We start from the raw sequence: 19267 nt of genomic DNA, 5'->3' as shown, positions 1-19267 counted from the left end.
AGTTATTGGATAGGCAGGTGTGAGTCACTGGAACGGCTAAACAGTGAACTCATCAGGCGTCGGGCGATTGATGTTTTGCGCAGCTGCGGATGACGAAATCGGCACAGTTGCGAAGAAAGACAGCGGCGCTCGACACGCCGCAAACGTTGCTGCAATCTGCACGCGAACGCCTCAGGGCGGGCACGTTTTCAGGCCGATCCACTCACCGGGGAAGACCTTCACATGCAGAACGCGTTTGCGATCCTCTGTCAGGGCGATGAGCGCCATCGGCCGCATACTCTCGATGCACTGCTGGGCGGCGTGGCACCGCTGTTGCCGATGCTCGACGTGATTCCGAACGCGGCGATCTTCATCAAGGACGTGCAGGCGCGGTACGTCCTGGCCAATCGCACGCTGGTGCAGCGCTGCGGCCTGAAAGACCTGAAACCGCTGCTCGGCAAAACCAGTGCGCAGGTGTTTCCGGCGCAACTGGGGCCCGGTTATACCGAGCAGGATCGGCGGGTGCTGGAAGAGGGATTTGTGCTGGAGGATCAGCTGGAACTGCACCTGTACGGCAGTCGCGAACCGGGCTGGTGCCTGACGCACAAGCGTCCGCTGTACAACCGTGACGGCGAGATCATCGGCCTCGCGGGAATTTCGGTGGACCTGCAATCGGCCAGCGAAACCCACCCGGCGTTTCAGCGCCTGGCGGCGGTCGACGAACACATCCGCGCGCATTTCAATCGGCGTGTCACTTTGGGCGAACTGACCCGGATCGCCGGTATTTCGGTGGCGCAACTGGAGCGCTACTGCAAACGGGTCTTTCACCTGACGCCGAGGCAGATGATTCAGAAAGTGCGGCTGGAACATGCCCATCGGTTGTTGCACACCGAGCTGCCGATCACCGAGGTGGCGTTGCAATGCGGGTACACCGATCACAGCGCTTTCACTCGCCAATTCAAGGCATCGACCGGGTTCACCCCGCGTCAGTACCGGCAGGCGACCACCCAGTAAATGTCCGGCGGTAGCGACTAGACTCCATGGATCACGGTTGTCTTTCGAGGGGTGAAACGGGATGAGCAGACCAGTCGCGCTTCACTGCTCGTCGTGGCTCTTGATCGCCTTCAGCGTGATGCTGGCTTCGGGATGCTCAAACAGAGCGCATTACCCGCCATCAGGCGTTGGTGACAGCTGTTACGCCAAGGCCTTGCCGACGGTTGGGGAGGGCGGTCTGGCCTGGGGCTCCAGCCTGAACATGGCCCGGCAAAAATCCATGGCCAACTGCATGCGTTACGCCGGGCGCTCCGGAGGAACGCCGGACACCTGCCAGGTGGTGTTGGCCAAGTGCAAGAATTGACGGCGTGATCCAGGCGCCACCCCAACGACCGGTGGCGCTGTTGTCTTGCGACAAAACTACCGCGAACGTCTCAATGATTGCGAAAGGGCCTGTTTGGCGATCAGTGAGGCAACGTCCTTGGCGCCGTAGCAGCGGAATTTGACACTGTAGGCGTCTGTGTCGAGACGGACGATCTTCGTCACGAAACCGCCTTCGACGGTGACCTTGCGGATCGCCGGCATTGGTATCTCGACATCCAGTGTCCCGTCCTGAACCATGCGGTTCATGGCATTGGCATTCAAGAAAACGGCGTTTTCGGTGACGGTGACTCTGCCGCCCACCCACAATCCGCCATAGTGATTTCTGAATCCCTCGAGCACCCCGGCGAGTACGCCGACATTGCCGTTCCCCACGACCTCGTAGAACTCGCCCACATCTTCGTAGTTCAGTTCAGCATCGGTCACCAGAAAGTTGACCATCTTCGACTTCAGAACTTCTTCGGCCATCCCTGCATCTCCCTTGTTCAAATCACAGTCCAGCATTTCAGCCGCCTGTTTACCTGACAAAAAACAAAATCGCCATGTGTTTCCTTCGTTCTTTCATACGTCGCAGTTGTCACTGTCCGTTCCCGCCTGTCTGGAGTTCACCCGATGCCTTCGCTCAAAACCCTGCCCGCTGCCTTGCTGGGGCTGGCCCTTGTCTGTCCGGTCAAGGCGCAATCCCAGGGGCTGGAACTGGGGCAAGTGCTGATCGGGGCCGAGGATCAGAGCGGTGAAGATGCGTCGGTGGAAGAGGCGAAGGCTCGTCTGGCCCAGGTGCCGGGTGGCAGCAATGTGGTCGATATGCGCCAGCCATTGCAGGGCCGGGTTGCCAGCAATCAGGACGTGCTGGCGTATCAACCGGGTGTCTATGCCCAGTCAGTGGGCAACGAAGGGACGAAAATCTCGATCCGTGGCTCGGGCATCAACCGTGCTCCCGGCGCCCACGCGTCGGGGCTGTACACGATGCTCGACGGTCTGCCGCTGACCGGCCCCGGCGGCACGCCTTACGAATTACTGGAGCCGCTGTGGCTCGACCATGTGGAAGTGCTGCGCGGTGCCAACGGTTTTGATCGTGGTGCGCTGGCCCTGGGCGGCGCCGTCGATTACGTCAGCCACACCGGTTACGACGCGCCGCTGTTGAATGTGCGTTACGTCATGGGCAGCCACGGCTATGCCCAGCGGCAAGTCAGCTCCGGTCAGGTGCTGGGCGACTTCGATTACTACCTGTCGATGACCGACGCGCATTCCGACGGTTATCAGGATCACACCGCCAGCAAGAGCCAGGGCGTGATCGCCAACTTCGGTTATCGCTTCAATCCGAATCTGGAAACCCGCTTCTACATCCGTCACCGCGAGACCGACAACGACCTCGCCGGGCGGGTGACCAAGCACTCCATCGAACACGATCCACGCGCGGCCAATCCGGCCTACGTAACGCGCAACGACAGCCGCGATCAGCCCGGCAGCACCTTCATCGGCAACAAGACCACGTACTACATCGATGACGATTCGAGCATCCAGACCGGTCTGGTTTATCACGATTACCCGATGGATCTGCGCGAAGGCCCCAACCGCCTGAAGGTCGCTTATACCGATGTCAGCGGCACGTTCGACTACAAGCGCCGCGACACGCTCTGGGGAATGGAGAGCAACAGCACCGTGGGCCTGCGAGTGACCAAACACCTGCCCAATGACGGTGCCAGCGAACGGGTGCGGATTCCGACCGGCAACACCGCCCGCTATGCGCCGGGCACGCACATGCGCAACTTCACTTATCAGGGTTCGGATTCTGTCCTGCACGTGGGCAACGACCTGGAAATCGCCGACGACCTGTGGCTGACCACCGGCCTCGCCGCGATCTACACCCGCCGCGAAAGCGCGGTGACCTACCCGGAAGGTGGCGGCAAGACCAGCCTCGGCGACTGGGATTACGCGCCACGTCTGGGCCTGCGCTATCAGGTGACGCCGGATCTGCAACTGTTCGGCAACCTCAGCCGCTCGGTCGAAGCGCCGCATCCGTGGTCGCTGATCTACAGCTCCAACGTACGCTTCCCGGCGGGCAGCGGCGCCGCCACCGGCACCCAGCGCGACCCGGTCAAGCTGCAGAACCAGACCGCGACAACCCTGGAACTCGGCGGCCGTGGCGACAGCGCGCTCGGCGAATGGAGCCTGGCTTGGTACTACGCTCAGGTGCGCCACGAATTGCTCTCGGTATTGCCGGACGCCAACGCGACCACGCCTTACGAGCTCAACGCCAGCCCGACCGTGCACCAAGGTGTCGAAGCCAGCCTGAACAGCAATCTATGGTCAGCGAACGATGGCGGCAAGTTGAGCCTGCGTCAGGCCTACACCTTCAGCGACTTCCACTACCGCGACGACGACCGCTTCGGCGACAACCGCCTGCCGGGCTTGCCGATGCATTACTACCAGGGCGAACTGCGCTACGACTTCCCGCTGGGCTTCTTCGCGGCAGTTAACACGCAACTGGTCTCGAAAACCGCAGTGGATTACGCCAACAGCTATTACGCCGATCCTTACGCCACCTTCGGCGCCACACTGGGCTACAACGCACCGAAAGGCGACTGGCAGACCTGGCTGGACATGCGCAACCTGACCGACAAACACTACGCCGCTACCGTTACGCCGGGTTATGACGATAAAGGACTGGACGCCGCACGCTCCACGCCGGGTGAGGGCATGGCGATGTATGTCGGGGTGTCGTGGAGTTTGCTCTGAGGGCCAGACCTCAAACGATATCGTCGATCAGAATGTGGTGCTGCCCCCGACTGCATTGCTCGATCCGCGCCTCAACCTTGTAGACCGTGCGCAGCATCGGCTCGGTGATGACTTCATGGCTGGGCCCGCTGCCATGGGCCGTGCCGCCCGCGATGACCAGCACCTGATCGGCAAAACGCAGCGCCTGATTCAGGTCGTGGATGGCGATGAACACGATCACCTCGCGTCGGCGCGCCAAGGCTTTCATGAAGTTCAACACCTGAACCTGCCGGTGCATGTCGAGTGCGCTGGTGGGTTCGTCCATCAGCAGGATTTCCGGTTCGCGCACCAGCGTCTGGGCGATTGAGACCAATTGCTGCTGGCCGCCGCTCAATTCCCCCAGGTTGCGGAATGACAGTTCGGTGATCCCGAGCGCGTCGAGAATCTCGTCCACCAGTTTCAGTTCATCGTCGTGAACTGACCAGTTGGGCGTCAGCTGCTTGCGCGCCAGCAGCACCGATTCGTACACCGTCAACCGGGCGCTGGCGTTCAGGCCTTGCGGCATGTAGCTGATGCCTTGAGTGCCTTTTTTCGAGCCTTCCAGAATCACTTCGCCCGGGCCGTCGATCAGCCCGGCCATGCGTTTGAACAACGTCGATTTGCCCGCCGCATTCGGCCCGACCACTGCCACCACCTGGCCGCCGGTAAACGTCGCGGTACTCACACCGGAAATGATCTCGCGCTGCCCGTAGCGGGCGCCGAGGTTGTCGAGCCGGATCTTCACCATGAGTTTTTCTTACCGTTGAGAATCAGAGAAATGAAGAACGGCACGCCGATCAGTGACGTGACCACGCCGATGGGGAATATCGCCCCCGGGATCAGGGTCTTGCTGACCACCGAACTGGCGGACAGGATCAGCGCGCCGGTCAGCAACGAGGCCGGCAGGAAAAACCGCTGATCCTCGCCGATCAGCATCCGCGCGATGTGCGGCCCGACCAGCCCGATAAAGCCGATCGTGCCGACGAACGCCACCGGAAACGACGCGAGCAGGCTGACCATGATCAGCGTCTGAAAACGCAGGCTGCGCACGTTGATACCGAAGCTGGCAGCCTTGTCATCACCCAGGCGCAGGGCCGTCATTGCCCACGCGCGTTTGGCGAAGATCGGCAGGGTGATGAGGATCACCACGCAGATCACTCCGAGTTTCGGCCAGGTGGCTTTGGTCAGGCTGCCCATGGTCCAGAACACCACGGCCGCCACGGCTTGTTCAGTGGCGAAGAACTGCACCAGCGCCAGCAGCGCATTGAAGGTAAACACCAGCGCAATGCCGAGCAGCACGATGGTTTCTGCGGTCACGCCACGGCGCATGCTCATGAAGTGAATCAGCAGTGCCGAGAGCATCGCCATGATGAACGCGTTGAGCGGCACCATGTATTGCGCCGCCAGCGGAAACAGCGCAACACCGAAGGCCAGCCCCAGCGCAGCGCCGAAACCGGCCGCCGCAGAAATACCGAGGGTGAAAGGGCTGGCGAGCGGGTTGTTGAGGATGGTCTGCATCTGCGCCCCGGCCAGTGAAAGCGCTGCGCCGACAGCGACCGCCATCAACGCCACCGGCAGACGGATGTCCCACATCACCACCCGAACCTGGGCCGAAGCGGTGTCCGGCGAGAACAACGCACCGAGCACCTCGCTGAGGCTGTAGCGGGCCGGGCCCAGCGCCAGATCGAGCAGCACGCTGAAGATCAGCAGCACGCCCAGCCCAAGCAGAATCAGCCGTTTACGCAGCACCAGCCGCCGGTAAGTGACGCTCTGCACAATCGGTGCTTCGCCCAGCGAACTCATGGTTTGGCCTCGGTTTTTTGCAGGCTGACGAAATAGCCCGGCTCGTAGGGCACCGGCAGGAAGCGCTCGTGCATCTCGCGAAATGCGGCGTCGGGATCAAGATCGGCGAACAGTTCCGGGTGGAACCATTTGGCCAGTTGCTGAATGGCCACGAACTGGTAAGGGCTGTTGTAGAACTGGTGCCAGATCGCATGAAACGCCTGAGTGTTCTGCGCCTTGATACCGGCGTAGGCCGGGCGCTGGGTGTACCAGGCCAGTTTGCGTCGGGCTTCGGTGAGATCCGCGCCCGGGCCGACACCGACCCAATGGCCGCCCGGGGCAAAGGCTTCCCAGTCGGCGCTGGTGACCACGACATGGTCGGGGTTGGCGACGATCACTTGCTCAGGGTTCAGTTGCCCGAAGGTGCTCGGAATGATTCGTCGGGCGATGTTGTTGCCGCCGGCCATGTCGACGAACAGGCCAAAGTTCTCGTTGCCGAAACTCAGGCAGCAGTCATCGGTGTAGCCGCCGATGCGCTCGATGAACACGCTGGGGCGGGCAGGGTGGCGCTTCTCGATCACGTCGGTGACGCGATGGATCTGCTGGTTACGAAAGTCGATGAAGGCCTCGGCACGCTCTTCCTTGCCGAACAACTTGCCGAACAGGCGCATGGTCGGCTCGGTGTTCTGCATGGGGTTGTTGCGAAAGTCGACGTACACCACCGGGATCCCCAAGGCGTCGAGTTTCTCGATGTAGCGGGCATCCTCGGTCGCGTGCTGCGCTTCGATGTTGAGGATGATCACGTCAGGCTTCTGCGAGATCGCCTGCTCGATGTCGAAGGTGCCGCTCTCGAAACCGCCGAAGGTCGGGATCTTGGCGATGTCGGGGAATTTGCGCAGGTAGGCGTTGTAGGTGTCCGGGTCGGACTGGATCAGGTCCTTGCGCCAGCCGACGATGCGTTCGATAGGATTCTGCGTATCCAGTGCGGCGACCAGATACAACTGGCGGCCTTCACCCAGAATGACCCGGCGCACCGGCAAGTGAACCTTGACCGTGCGGCCCTGCAAATCGGTAACCGTGCCCAGTGCCGGATCCGCTTCGGCAGCCCGTGCGCTGCTCGGCATCAATGAAGAAATCGACAGACCCAGCAGCCCGGCGAACAGCAGGGCGGCGAAGGTCTGGCGGCGGCGAAAAACATTAACCATGGTGTACGCCTTTGCAAAAGCCGGATCGGACCACGACGCCAGGCGCCGCACCGGGCCGGACGTTTCAGAAATCGACAGTGGCCGAGAGCAACAAGGTACGAGGCGCGCCCTGGGAGAACGCGCCGTAGGAGGCGACGCCGGACCAATATTCATGGTCAAACACGTTCTGCACGGTGGCGCGGAAAGTGGTCGGTCGTTCGGCGATGCGCGTGGCGTAGCGGGCGCCGACGTCGAAGCGGGTCCAGGCGTCCAGTTGTTGGGTGTTGGCCTGATTGACGTACTGGCTGCCGGTGTAGATCGCGCCGCTGGTCAACGTCAGGCCTTCGATCTGCGGGACGTCCCATTCGGCCCAGAGGTTGGCTTGCACCTCGGGAACGCCGACCGGTTTGTTGCCACGGTTGGCAGCGACGCCGGTGCGGGTCAGTTCGCCGTCGAGCAACGTCACACCCCCGATCAGGCGTGTGCCTGTTGCAATCTCCCCCGCCATGTTCAGTTCGACGCCACGGTTGCGCTGTTCGCCATTGACCGAGAACACCCCGGATGCCAGTTCACCGCTGGGCTTTTCAAGCTGGAACAGGGCGATGGTGGACATGAAACTTCCGTAGTCGAGCTTGACCCCGACTTCCTGCTGGCGGGACACATAAGGGGAAAAGATCTCGCCCGCGTTGGAGGCGGCGGACGGCGCGATGTCACCCTTGCTCAGGCCTTCGACGTAGTTGTAGTAGAACGACACATGATCCCAGGGTTTGACGACGACCCCGAACAGCGGCGTGGATTTGCTTTTGTCGTAGGACGTGGTGACGAAGCCGGCCGCGTTGTAGTTATCCGACTTGATGTTCTGCTGACGCACGCCGAGTGTGACTTGCAGGCGTTCGTCGAGCACCGACAGGGTGTCGGCAAGGGCCACGCCCGACAGCTCGCTTTCGGAAACCTTCGGTGTATCCGGTTTGGCGATCGCGGGTTTCGGGCGGTCGACCGGGTGGTAGATGTTCGACAGGATCGCCGGGCCGGAAATAATCCCCCGGGACAAATGATCGCGGTAGCGGGTGACTTGCAGCGCGGTGCTGTGGCTGATCGGGCCGGTGTCGAAGCGTAGACGCGCCCCTGCATCGATGGTGTAACGCTGGACTTCGAACTTGTAATAGCCGGGGATCGACGAGGTGTCGCCCGCTTCGTTGATGATGGTCGGGGTCTGGTCGGACATGCGCGCGACATCCGACTTTCCTCCACCCGCGTGGGCGAACACGGTCAGGTTGTCGTTGAGGTCGTACTCGCCGCCGAGCAACGCCGATTTGTCACGGGTTTCCGACCAGCCCCATTCCTGGCTGACGCTGGTGCGACCGTTGGCTGCGGATGGAATCTCCACGCCGGAGGCGATCAGGAAGGGGCGGGATGCGGCGTCGAAACTTTCTTTCTGATTGATCAGGTCCAGCGTGGTGCGCAGGCGTTCGCCCTGATAGTCGAGGGCAATCGCGCCGATGCCGACCTCTCGGGATTGCTTGTCGATGGCCGTGTCGCCTTGCTGGACGCTGCCATTGACCCGCACGCCGAAGCGGCGTTCTTCACCAAAGCGTCGGCTGACATCGAGGTGCCCGCCAAGCTGGGTATTCAAGGCGTAACTGGTGGTGAAGCGGGTCAGATCTTCGTCCAGCGAACGCTTGGGCACCACGTTGATCACGCCGCCGACGCCGCTGTTGGGTGACATGCCGTAGAGCAGGGCGCCGGGGCCTTTGACCAGTTCGATCCGTTCGGCGTATTCGGTGAACACCCGATAGTTGGAGGCCACGCCGTACACGCCGTCGAACGCCAGTTCGCCGAGATTGCCTTCGCCGACCGGAAAACCCCGGATGAAGAACGAGTCGACAATCCCGCCTGTCTGCCCGGTGGAACGTACCGAAGAGTCGCGTTCCAGCAAGTCGCCGACCGTGACAGCCTGCTGGTCCTTGATCAGCGTCGAGGTGTAACTGCTGACGCTGAACGGCGCGTCCATCGCATCGCGGTTGCCCAGAATGCCAAGGCGTCCGCCACGCGCGACCTGACCGCCCGCCAGCACCGGCGGCAAGCTGTCGGCACGCTTGTCGATGCCTTCGACCGTGGTGTCCGACAACGTGACCCGGCGCACCACCAGCGTCCACGTTCCGTCACTGCGCGCGACCATTTCCAGACCACTGCCTTCGAGCAGTCGGGACACCGCTTCCTGCACCGAGTAGCTGCCGGACAATCCCGGGCTGACGAGGCCTTCGGTGATCGACGGCTGAAACGACAGGGCGATGCCGGCATCCACGGCGAAGCTCGACAGGGTCACGCCCAGCGGGCCGGGCGCGATGTTGTAGGCTCGAACAGTGACCGCGTCCAGTTGCGCCGGCCCGGCTGCCTTGGCGAGCGCGCTGCTGCCCAGGCCCAGCACAACGCCGAGCAACACACTGCGCATAACGGGCTTTAGCAGACGATCCGCAAACAAGGGTCGTGCAACGAGCATGAAGGGGTGACCCTATGGACGAGGTGGAATGGTTGTTCCTTTCATTGCCAGCCGAGATCAAAAAAAGTATCACCTGCGCGGTTATTTTTTTTGCTCAGGCGGGTGAGAGCGTCACCCAGTAACCGCTCAAGTGCCCGGAGACGAGCACGGGATAGGTTTGCGCCAGCATGTTCAGCGAGCGTTGGGTATCGCTGATGGGAAAGGCTCCGGAAATGCGCAAATCGGCAATGGCCGGGTCGCAGCGCACAAAGCCTCGGCGATAGCGCGCCAGTTCGACGACGAAATCCGCCAGCCGCATCTTGTCGGCCATCAGCATGCCTTGGGTCCAGGCACCGACGTTGCGGTCGGTCGGGTTCATTTCGCCAAAGGCTTGAGATGAAAAGTCGGTACGTTGCCCGGCGTTGACGATGACGGGCGCACTTTGAGGGCTGTCGGCCAACTCGACCTGCACAGCGCCTTCGAGCACTGCGAGTTGGGTGCGCGGTTGCCATTCACGAACGGTGAAACGCGTACCCAGTGCTTGCATCCGGCCCTGACGGGTGCTGACCAGAAAAGGTCGAGGTTGCGCGGCGTTGTCCGGCGCGGTCTGCACCAGGATTTCGCCTTCGCGTAAATGGATCAGCCGCTGCCGGGTGTCGAACAGGACGTCGATGGCCGTGTCGGTGTTCAGGGTGATTTGCGAGCCGTCGGCCAGGGTCAGTTCGCGGCGCTGGCCGACGGCTGTGTGGTAATCGGCGGACCATTGCTGCGATTGCGCGAGTTTCCAACTGCCCCAGCCGGCGGGCACCGCTGCCAGCAGCAAGGCCAGTTTGCCGAGGGCTGCGCGACGTTCCGGGTTGCTCGGGCGATCCAGCGCCGACATCGCCAGCGACGGCGGCAGGCCGCCGAACTTGCTTTGCAGCAACTGCGCTCGGGCCCACGCCCGGTTGCGCTCGGGGCTGCTGACTTTCCAGTATTCCCACTCTGCACGCTCGGTTTCGCTGAGGTCGTTTTCACTCAGGCGCATCAGCCACTCGGCGGCTTCTTCGAGGATTTTCGGATCGAGCGGCGGTTCACTGCGTCGCGTGAGCATTCATTCCACCAGCATCAGGCACTGCACGAAAGCCTGTTTCATGTAGCGCTTGACGGTGATCAGCGACACGTCCAGCTGCTCGGCAATGTCGGCGTATTTCAAGCCGCCGATCTGCGACAGCAGGAACGCACGTTTGACCAGCGGCGGCAGGGTGTCGAGCATCGCGTCGATTTCGTGCAGGGTTTCCAGCACCACGAAGCGCAACTCGGGGGAGGGCACTTCCGGCGCCGGCAAATGCGCGAGGGCATCGAGGTAGGCGCGTTCCAGTGCCTTGCGCTGATACCAGTTGATGAGGATGCCCTTCGCCACGCAACTCAGGTACGCCCGGGGCTGCTCGATGGTCGTGACCTGGGAGGCGAGGATCCGGGTGAAGGTATCCTGCGCCAGATCCGCCGCATCCATGGCGTTACCCAGTTTTTTCTTCAGCGTGGCGTACAGCCAGCCGTGATGGCCGCTGTACAGCGCTTCGATCACGCGCAGATGATTGTCGTTGTTCGCGGGAAGGGTTTCGCTCATGGCTGCAGTGTTTTGCAATTGAGAAGTATTCCCAATGCTAGTTTACAAAGAGCCTGCGACGCAAGCGCGAATCAGCATCCGTTTTCAGGCGCGGGGCATTCTCAACAACGTGTTTACCATGGCATCGATTTCGGCCTCGGTGTTGTAGGCGTGCAGCGATGCGCGGCTGACTTCCAGCAGGTCCCGTTGCTGCATGTCGAGCATCGTCGAGCGGAAAGTCGAGGTGGTGACATTGATGCGTTTTTCCTGCTTCGCCAGCCATGCCTGGACTTGCGCGGCACTGGCGTCCTTGCAGGTGAAGGTGACGATGCCTGACTTGACCGCGCCCCGATCCTGCGACGTAACACCCGGCACATCAGCCAGACGATTGCGCAGGTGTGCCGACAATCGTTGAATGCGCTGCCACATCGGTTCGATGCCTTGCGCCAGGGCGTAACGGGCTGCCGCGCCCATGCCCAGTTTCGCAGCGACGTTGCATTCCCAGTTTTCGAAACGCCGGGCATCTCCGCGAATCCTGAAGGTGTCCGGGGTCAGCAATGAAGCCGCATGCAGGTCGAGAAACGCCGGCTCAAGGTTTTCGCAAAAAGTCTTTTCGACATAGAGAAACCCCATGCCCCGAGGGCCGCGAAGGTATTTGCGGCTGGTAGCCGCCAGCATATGACAGCCGATTTTTTGCACATCGATCGGCATCTGCCCGACGCCCTGACAGGCGTCCAGCAGAAACAGAACCCCGGCCGCGCGGGCAAGGGCGCCGATCTGCTCGATGGGCTGGACCGGGCCGCCGTTGGTGGCGATTACCGGCAGCGACACTAGGGCGACCCGATCATCCTCAAGCATGTCCCGCAGCGCCGACAATGACACCTGGCCCTGTTCATCGTTGGGAATGACCCTGATCTCGATGCCGCGCTGCTGCTTGAGTTGCAGGTAAGGAATGTAGTTGCCGGCGTACTCGGTGGTCGATGTCAGCACCACATCGCCGGGCCGCAGCGGCAATGAATAGAAGGCCATGTCCCAGGCGCGGGTCGCGTTTTCGATCACCGCGATCTCTTCGGGTCGCGCGTTGATCAGTTGGCCGATGGCGTCGTAGACATCCTCCACTTCCCGGGCGTGTTGCCCGGCGGCTTCATAACCGCCGATCCGGGCTTCAAGTTGCAGGTGACGGGTCATTACTTCGATCACCGGATCGGGCATCAGCGCCGCGCCGGCATTGTTGAAGTGGATCAGTTGCTCGACACCCGGTGTGTCGGCGCGCAGTTGTTCAATGTTCAAAGCAGACTCCTTGATCAGTCACCCGGCGGGATCTGGCTCGGTTGCATGACCATGGGCCGGTAGCGCAACGCAACGATGGGAATCAGCGCGAGGATGTAGGCGAGGCAGACAAACAGGTAGGTGTACTGCAAACCATAGACCTGGCTGAGCAGACCACCGGCCGAGATTCCGGCAATGGACGCGAATTGCGCGGTGCTTTGGGCAATGCCCAGCACGTAGCCCTGGCGCGAGCTGTCGGCGGTCTTGGAAATCAGCGCCATCAACACCGGCGTCGTGGCACCCAGCAATACGCCCCAGATGAAGTAGGCGCCGACGAACACGATCGGGTTACGCGTGACGCCCGCGAGTGCCGTCAGCGCGATGCAGCCGATCACGACATAAGTGATGCGTTGCAAGGTGTCCTGCTGGGAACGGTGCTCGAAGTAACGCGACCACGCGGTTGCCGACAGAATGAAACCCAATGCCAGCAAGCCATAACACAGCCCGACCACCGAGTTGCTGACCTCGAACACCGAGCTGACGTACAGCGAGAACGATGTCTGCGGCAGCATCCGCGCCAGTAGCAAAATGCCCATGACGCCGAGCAGCGACAGCAGCGGCGTGCCTTGCCAGACGCTGGTGTTGTGGCTGGCCGGAGCGGTGTTATCCGCGACCGGTGCTTTCTTCACCGGCGCTACGTCCGGCAACGTGACGGCCGCGACCACGGTGCAGATGGCACACAGCACCGCCGCGATCATGTTGATCCAGAAGAACGTCGCGTAATCGAGGATCAGGCCGCCGACCACCGCACCGAGCAACGAGCCGACGTTGGTGGAAATCTGCAGGATCGCAAACAGCCGCGCCCGCCGCGAAGGCGCCTCGATACTCACGCCATACGCCTGGGCCGGAGCAATGTAGCCGGCGAAGGCGCCTTGCAGGAAACGCAGGATCAGGATCACCCAGATGTCACTGCACAGGGCCAGCCCAAGCTGGGTCAACGACAGGCCGGCGAGGGCGCGGATCATCATCAACTTGTGGCCGTAGCGGTCGCCGATACGGCCCCAGAATGCACTGGTCAGAATAATGCCCAGCATCGGCCCGACGTACACGGCGATGCTGGCGAAACTGAATAGCGAGTCAGACGAAGTCAGCCCGCGCAGGTGGACAGGCCAGAACGGCCCGCTCATTTCCATCGCGCCCATCGAAATGAGCTGGATCGCGAACAGAAGATAAATCAGGACTCTTACGCGCGAACCCGCGATGGCACCTGCTTGGGTCATGAGTCAGCCTCGGTTATTGAACGACATTGAGCGGGTTGGTCAGCGTGTGCTGAATACGGTAGTTGGAGTACTGCATCATGTGCATGCGCAGCAACGAACGGGTCGGCCACGGATCATTGAGGAAGGCCTTGCGTTCGACTTCCCACAGATCCGGCGCGACACGCTCGCGCACCGCCGCGAACGCCTGCTCGGTTTCTTCACGCAGAATGTCCCACATCCGGTTGTTGTCCAGCGCGTACTCCTTGGTCAGCCACAGGGCCATTTCATGCAGGTGCGTGAGGAACGCTGCGTCGAGCACAAACATGCGCACCGGCTCGATATCGCCCTCGAACACCGTCGGCAGAATGCCTGGCTGCACGTGCGGTTGCAGGGTGTAGCCACGTCCCTCCAGCAATGGAGCGTAGGTCCTGCCGTCGCCGAAATCGCGGATCAGCAGACTACGTGCTTTGCCATCCGGGGAAAACAGCACCATCGTGTTCTGCTGGTGCGCCTCGAGCCCGATCCCGTACATCAGGTAGATCGCCACCACCGGGTGGGTGACCACTTTGGCGTACTGACGGAACCAGTCTTCCACCTGCGTGGCATTCGCCCGAACGCCATCGCGCTCGATCAACTCGGTGAACAGCGGTCGGCCACTGCCCGGCAAGCGGGTGAACAGAGACGCCACGGTAATCGGCAGACACTCATCGGTGCGCTCGAACGCTTGCTGGCTGGCGCGGAACACCACCGACAGATGCCGGCCTGGATGGTCGTCCTGCGTGATCGCGTTCTTGTAGCGCACACCGATCTCTTCCGGGAAGATTTCCAGGCGCTGCCCGAAACCGTTTTCGACCTCGAGGATTTTGGTGATGACGGTGCTGATGCGCGGCCCCATGTGGATCGACTTGGCCTGCAGACTGCGCAGCTCGCTGGTCATCCACACGGCAATCGGCAACTTGATCAGCGGCGCGCTCTCCTTGAGCACCGGCATCATCGTGCGGTACGACATGGTCGGCAGGGTCTGGATGTCCGGGCCGTCGGTGATCAGGATGCCTTCTGCGATTTCCGCCGCGAAATTCTTCAGCACGTAGGCCTGCAAATGCCACGCGTGAATCGGCAGCGGCAACCACTGGGATTCGTCGAGACCCTTGTCGTTCAGCGACGCCTTCCATTGCTCCCATTGCGTCGGGAAGTTGCCGGCAAACCAGCTGCGGTAATCGGTGACGTGGGGCATGCTTTCGCTTTTCGCCATGTCGGCCCGTAGCGCGGCAATGCGCAGCGGCACCTGGGCGTTGAATTCCGGCGACAGTTGCTCGACTTCCTCATCGCTGAGGCCCGGGCGGGCTTTCCAGGTCGGATAGTAGGGGTGACCTTCCAGCGAGCCCCACTGGTCGAGAAGGATCGCAGCGTCCTTGGTGCTGGCGTGCTGGCGCAGATAGTCGGTCAGGCTGTCGAGGCCTTGTTCCCGGGCGGCGGTGGCCAGTCGTGCGTTCCATTGCTGGCGATGCTGACGGGCGTGGGCGTCGTTCATCAGGCTGTTTTCCATGTCCGACTTGAGCCCGGCGATGCCTTCATCGGTCGGTTCGAAATCGAAGCTGTCGCGCAGCACATCCAGCAAATCCTGATGGGTGTAGATCACCTGGCGTACGCCTTCATCGGTCATCAGGATCACGTCGCCGTCATTGACCACGGTGTCCGCCGGGCCCTTGGCGATGTTGGAAAAGAACACCTGGGAACGGCCGTCCTTCAGCGCGTACGTGGCCTCGTTGCCGGCCTCGGAGAAGCGCAGCCCCGAGCGATCCAGAATGTTTTCGGCAAACAGGCAACGGATCATCCGTCGCAGGGCGTTCTTGCGGGAGTAGGCGATGAGTGTCTTGAAGTCATCCATATCAGCTATCTGCTCGTCGAGAAATTAATGAAAAGTTGAACCCGCTCACGCCGTGCGCGGCCAATGGCGGGGGAAGTAGTCGAGCGCCGAGTCGCGCAGGCCCTGCATATAGGAAACGCTCCATTGCAGGACTTCTTCGATGTAGGGGACTTTCAATTCGAAGCGCCGCGCCATTTCCACCAGCAGCACAAGGCCGTAGGCAACGTCTTCGTTGAAGGCGCGGCTTTCGCGCTCGATCACGTAGCCGGCGCGGTTGTCGTCGGCCGGAATCATCGGGGCGAGGATGTCGTTGTAGGCCTGGTTGGTGCGCAGGATCGACAACATGCTGCTCTGATCGCGGATCTGCTCGCCGTAGGCTTCGACAATTTCCTGCTTGAGGGATTTGACCGACGACAGGTCGATGCCCATGCGCTGGCTGATCACGTTGCACAGTTCCTGGCTTTCCTGATCCATGCGTTCGAGGAAGTAGGCACCCAGCTCGGGGCATTCGGTCCACCAGCACATGCGTTGCGGGAAGATCTTGCGGTGCCACTGGCCGTAAGGGCCGATCAAGCCGTAGATCACCGAGCTGTGCATGATCGGGTTGCCCGGTGTCAGGGTGATTTCCAGATAGTGGTCGAGCATCGTCACGCAGGGGCCGTACAGCGTGGTGAGGATTTGTTCCAGGTGTTGCCGTGATTGCGCTGATTCCCGGTCGTGCAACGCGACATACAACTGGCTCTTGCCGCCGCCCATCTTGACCGACACACCCGGCTTCAGATCGAACGCGGTGTGCGGCACATCCTTCATGCCCCAGATCACCACGTTCGAACGTTCGCCCAGCGAAGCTTCGGCCAGCCAGTCGAAGCCGCAGAAACCCGGGATCGCGCCGACGTACACCGGTTTGCTCGAACTCAAATGCGGAGCGATGGCTTGCAGGGTTTGCGGTCGTGCATGGGCTGGTACGGTGATGATCACGATGTCGGCGTCGGCAACCACGACGCTGGCATCGGTGCTGACCTGATCCGGTCGTGCGCTCAGCGTCGAGCCGTCCGGCATCAGCGCCTGCATTGGCGAGTTGGCGAGGTGACGGTCGATCACCTCTTGATTGTTGGTGAGCATCGAAACCTGAACATTGGGCAGCTGTTTAAACAGGATGGCATTCAGGTGCCCGGTCCGGCCTGCGCCGCAGATGGCGACTTTCAGCGGTTTCATACAGAGACATTCCTGTGTGGGAGGCGCGTCAGGCGACGCTCAATTGCAGGGGAGTGGCGTCGGATTCCAGCCAGCGGGTCTTGCCCAGCCAGCGATCCAGTTGCGGGGCGACGCCCGGGTCCAGCAGGTCGCGTTCTTCCAGCCATTTGTCGTCGAACACGGTGTGCAGGTACTTCTCGCCGCCGTCGGCAATCGGCACGACGACGTTGCCGGTCAGCGTGCCTTTGTGAATCAGCTCCAGCGCCTTGAAGATCGCACCGCCGGTCGAACCGCCGACCAGCAGCGCCAGGTTGCGTGCGATGTAGCGGGCGGTTTCGAACGCCTGAGAGTCGGTGACCTGCAAGCCCAGGTCGATGCAGCTGTAGTCGAGGACCAGGCCGACGGTGTCGCCGGCCGGGGTGCCAGTTCCCGACTGGTAATACGGATAGCCGGGATGGCCGAAGACAATGGAACCGGCCGGTTCGACGGCGACGGTGACGATGTCCGGGTTATGCAGTTTCAGGCCGCGGGCGATGCCGGTCATCGAACCGCCAGTGCCGACGCAGCCAACGTACGCGCCGATCTGGCCTCCGGCCTGGGCGATGGCTTCACGGACGAAATCGCTGTAGCCGCCAGCGTTGGCGGCGTTGTCGGACTGGTTCATGAACACCGCGCCGGGGATCTGCGAGGCCAGTTCGGCGGCCAGCCGTTGACGCTCGACCACGGCCACTTCGTCTTCCCGGTACGTGCCGGCGACGAAGCGGATTTCGGCGCCCAGGGCCTTCATCACCGCGATCTTGTCCTGCGCCGCATGGTGATCAACCACCGCAATGAAATGCAGGTCGAACTCCACGGCTGCCATCGCCAGGCCGATGCCGGTATTGCCGGAGGACGATTCCACGACCACGCCACCGGGTTTCAACTTTCCGGACTTGAGCGCCGCCAATACCATGTTTCGCGCCATACGGTCTTTAATACTGCCGCCGGGATTGTTCTTCTCTATCTTGAGCAAGAGTCGGGCGTTGGTATCCGGAACATCAATGCCCAACATTGGTGTATTGCCAATAAGATCCGAAACTTTATTCAGTATCATCTGGACGTCTTCCCTTAATAGTCAGGTGTGAATGCGTAGTTACCTTCCGTACAACAAGTCGCCGTCAGTCGCCGTGGCAACGGGTGGCGATGAAATTCGTTTTCCAGCAAGTCCATCTGATAACCGGCGGTGTTGGCGTAGATCAATAAATCGCCGGTTTGTGGTGTTGTTTCGAAGTGGATCAGTCGATGAGTGATCACATCATCGTCCAGGCAACTATGCCCGGCGATATAGGCTTGCATCGGAACTTGTTTTGATTCTTTCGAAGTGATCAGGATTGGATCGACGAGGTATTCAGACGAGAACCAGGTTTCGCACGCGCTGAAACTGCTGCCTTCGGCAAAGATCACAACTTTGTTGTCGGCCAGTTGTTTGGTGCGGGTCACGCGAAAGACGGTAATGGCTGCTTGATCCACCAGACTTCGGCCTGGCTCCAGTGCCAGTTTTATATGCTGGTTCTTCAAGTAACCGGCAATGGTTTTTCCTGGGGAATGCTCCGACTCCAGAAATAAGTCCAGCCACTGGCAAGCCGTCAGACTGCTGCCATAAGGATAAAAAGAGTTGGGTACTCGACGATTCTGATAATTAGCAGGGTTGTTGTCGTTCTGCAAAAAACTGCCGTACTCCTGCGGGTCGACATAGCGCATCGGCAGGCCACCACCGATGTCGATCATGACCGGGTCGAGACCCATTTCCCTGGCTGCATCGACGAATCCGGTCACTTCACGGAAAGCCTGCACCCGGGTTTCGTAGCCGTACCCGCCGAGGTGGAAATGGAATCCTTCGAAGTGCAACGACTCACGAGATTCCGTCAGCCATTGCAGACACTGGAACACGTCATCGGCGCCCATGCCAAAGCGGCTCGCCGGGCAACTTGTTGGCCTGTAACGCAGCAGGACTCGGGCTTTGGCCGTTGCCGGCGTAGTGTCGAGCAGTGCTTTGAGCTGGCTGAACTCTTCCCGTGAATCCACACAAATCAGTGAACCGCCTTGTACCAGCGCTTGATGAAACGCGGTCGTTTTGGCCGGCCCGGTTGCGCAAAAATGTTCCGCTTTGGTCCCGGCGCGCAGCGCGGCTTGCAGCTCAAACAGGCTCGATACGTCAGTGCCGATGCCTGACGACGCAGCCGCAGCCAGCAGGCACTGGGACTTGTTGGCTTTGGCACCGTAAAAAATCGCGTAGTCAACGTCGTGCTTTTTCAACACCGATTGCAGCGCCTGGGCATTGGCCTCAAAGGCATGTGGCCACACCAGATTCAGCGGCGATCCATGTTGTTTAACAAGCTCAACAAGTTTCCCCGGTGAATGTTGAAGAAAGTTTTCGATAACAGGGTCAAGTAACGGTTTCAGCACTTTTGTGTACTGAGCTACAGTTGTTTCTTTAATAGGCGGCGCAATTAATTCAGGCATAGAAAACCTCTGGCGTAAATAATCGCCATATGT

General features: G+C 61.0%; 16 protein-coding genes. 3 read left to right on the top strand and 13 right to left on the bottom strand.

Annotation, left to right across the window (positions count from 1 at the left end; translation table 11 throughout):
* Nucleotides 1-222 precede the first annotated feature (222 nt).
* The gene (locus tag CAF90_RS05955; RefSeq protein WP_085604835.1) at nucleotides 223-993 is read left to right on the top strand and encodes an AraC family transcriptional regulator; all 771 of its coding nucleotides are present in this window, start codon (nucleotides 223-225) and stop codon (nucleotides 991-993) included.
* 61 nt (nucleotides 994-1054) lie between these two features.
* Nucleotides 1055-1336 carry a hypothetical protein gene (locus tag CAF90_RS05950; protein WP_085604833.1) on the top strand — a complete coding sequence of 94 codons (282 nt, stop codon included), beginning with the start codon at nucleotides 1055-1057 and terminating at the stop codon, nucleotides 1334-1336.
* A gap of 56 nt (nucleotides 1337-1392) precedes the next feature.
* Here the strand turns inward: CAF90_RS05950 and CAF90_RS05945 are convergent, their stop codons facing one another.
* Complete coding sequence (locus CAF90_RS05945) at nucleotides 1393-1821, bottom strand: hypothetical protein (protein WP_085604830.1); 429 nt, start codon at nucleotides 1819-1821, stop codon at nucleotides 1393-1395.
* 144 nt (nucleotides 1822-1965) lie between these two features.
* Between CAF90_RS05945 and CAF90_RS05940 the strand changes: the two genes are divergently transcribed.
* Entirely contained in the window at nucleotides 1966-4092 is a 2127-nt protein-coding gene (locus CAF90_RS05940; protein WP_085604827.1) for a TonB-dependent receptor domain-containing protein, read from the top strand.
* A gap of 10 nt (nucleotides 4093-4102) precedes the next feature.
* On the opposite strand, the gene CAF90_RS05935 is transcribed toward CAF90_RS05940, so the two are convergent.
* The 12 genes from CAF90_RS05935 to CAF90_RS05880 all read right to left on the bottom strand — a co-directional run bounded on the left by CAF90_RS05935 (nucleotide 4103) and on the right by CAF90_RS05880 (nucleotide 19234).
* A complete protein-coding gene (locus CAF90_RS05935) occupies nucleotides 4103-4858 on the bottom strand; it encodes an ABC transporter ATP-binding protein (protein WP_085604824.1) in 756 nt (251 codons plus the stop codon).
* Nucleotides 4852-5913, bottom strand: coding sequence for an iron ABC transporter permease (locus CAF90_RS05930; protein ID WP_085604821.1), 1062 nt, complete (start codon nucleotides 5911-5913; stop codon nucleotides 4852-4854). The genes CAF90_RS05935 and CAF90_RS05930 overlap by 7 nt, the downstream gene beginning before the upstream one ends.
* On the bottom strand, nucleotides 5910-7097 hold the full coding sequence (locus CAF90_RS05925; protein ID WP_085604818.1) for an ABC transporter substrate-binding protein: 1188 nt from the start codon (nucleotides 7095-7097) through the stop codon (nucleotides 5910-5912). Before CAF90_RS05925 ends, CAF90_RS05930 begins: the two co-directional genes overlap by 4 nt.
* 64 nt (nucleotides 7098-7161) lie before the next feature.
* On the bottom strand, nucleotides 7162-9576 hold the full coding sequence (locus tag CAF90_RS05920) for a TonB-dependent receptor (protein WP_085604815.1): 2415 nt from the start codon (nucleotides 9574-9576) through the stop codon (nucleotides 7162-7164).
* 94 nt (nucleotides 9577-9670) lie between these two features.
* The gene (locus tag CAF90_RS05915; protein WP_085604811.1) at nucleotides 9671-10648 is read right to left on the bottom strand and encodes a FecR domain-containing protein; all 978 of its coding nucleotides are present in this window, start codon (nucleotides 10646-10648) and stop codon (nucleotides 9671-9673) included.
* Entirely contained in the window at nucleotides 10649-11164 is a 516-nt protein-coding gene (locus tag CAF90_RS05910; protein WP_039771138.1) for a sigma-70 family RNA polymerase sigma factor, read from the bottom strand.
* Nucleotides 11165-11248: 84 nt separating this feature from the next.
* On the bottom strand, nucleotides 11249-12433 hold the full coding sequence (locus CAF90_RS05905) for an aminotransferase class V-fold PLP-dependent enzyme (protein WP_085604808.1): 1185 nt from the start codon (nucleotides 12431-12433) through the stop codon (nucleotides 11249-11251).
* Between the two features lie 14 nt (nucleotides 12434-12447).
* Entirely contained in the window at nucleotides 12448-13692 is a 1245-nt protein-coding gene (locus CAF90_RS05900; RefSeq protein ID WP_085604804.1) for an MFS transporter, read from the bottom strand.
* Nucleotides 13693-13705: 13 nt separating this feature from the next.
* Nucleotides 13706-15559, bottom strand: a complete 1854-nt coding sequence (locus CAF90_RS05895) for an IucA/IucC family siderophore biosynthesis protein (RefSeq protein WP_085604801.1) — start codon at nucleotides 15557-15559, stop codon at nucleotides 13706-13708.
* Between the two features lie 45 nt (nucleotides 15560-15604).
* A complete protein-coding gene (locus CAF90_RS05890; RefSeq protein WP_085604799.1) occupies nucleotides 15605-16753 on the bottom strand; it encodes an NAD/NADP-dependent octopine/nopaline dehydrogenase family protein in 1149 nt (382 codons plus the stop codon).
* A 28-nt stretch (nucleotides 16754-16781) separates the two neighbouring features.
* Nucleotides 16782-17825, bottom strand: coding sequence for a PLP-dependent cysteine synthase family protein (locus CAF90_RS05885; protein ID WP_085604796.1), 1044 nt, complete (start codon nucleotides 17823-17825; stop codon nucleotides 16782-16784).
* A 14-nt stretch (nucleotides 17826-17839) separates the two neighbouring features.
* Nucleotides 17840-19234: a Y4yA family PLP-dependent enzyme gene (locus CAF90_RS05880; RefSeq protein ID WP_085604793.1), complete on the bottom strand. Its 1395-nt coding sequence runs from the start codon at nucleotides 19232-19234 to the stop codon at nucleotides 17840-17842.
* Between the last annotated feature and the right edge of the window lie 33 nt (nucleotides 19235-19267).

Source organism: Pseudomonas sp. B37(2017) (assembly GCF_002112885.1).
GTDB lineage: Bacteria > Pseudomonadota > Gammaproteobacteria > Pseudomonadales > Pseudomonadaceae > Aquipseudomonas > Aquipseudomonas paraglycinae.
The sequence above is the reverse complement of the archived record's forward strand: the minus strand, read 5'-3'. Positions and strand labels throughout refer to the sequence as shown.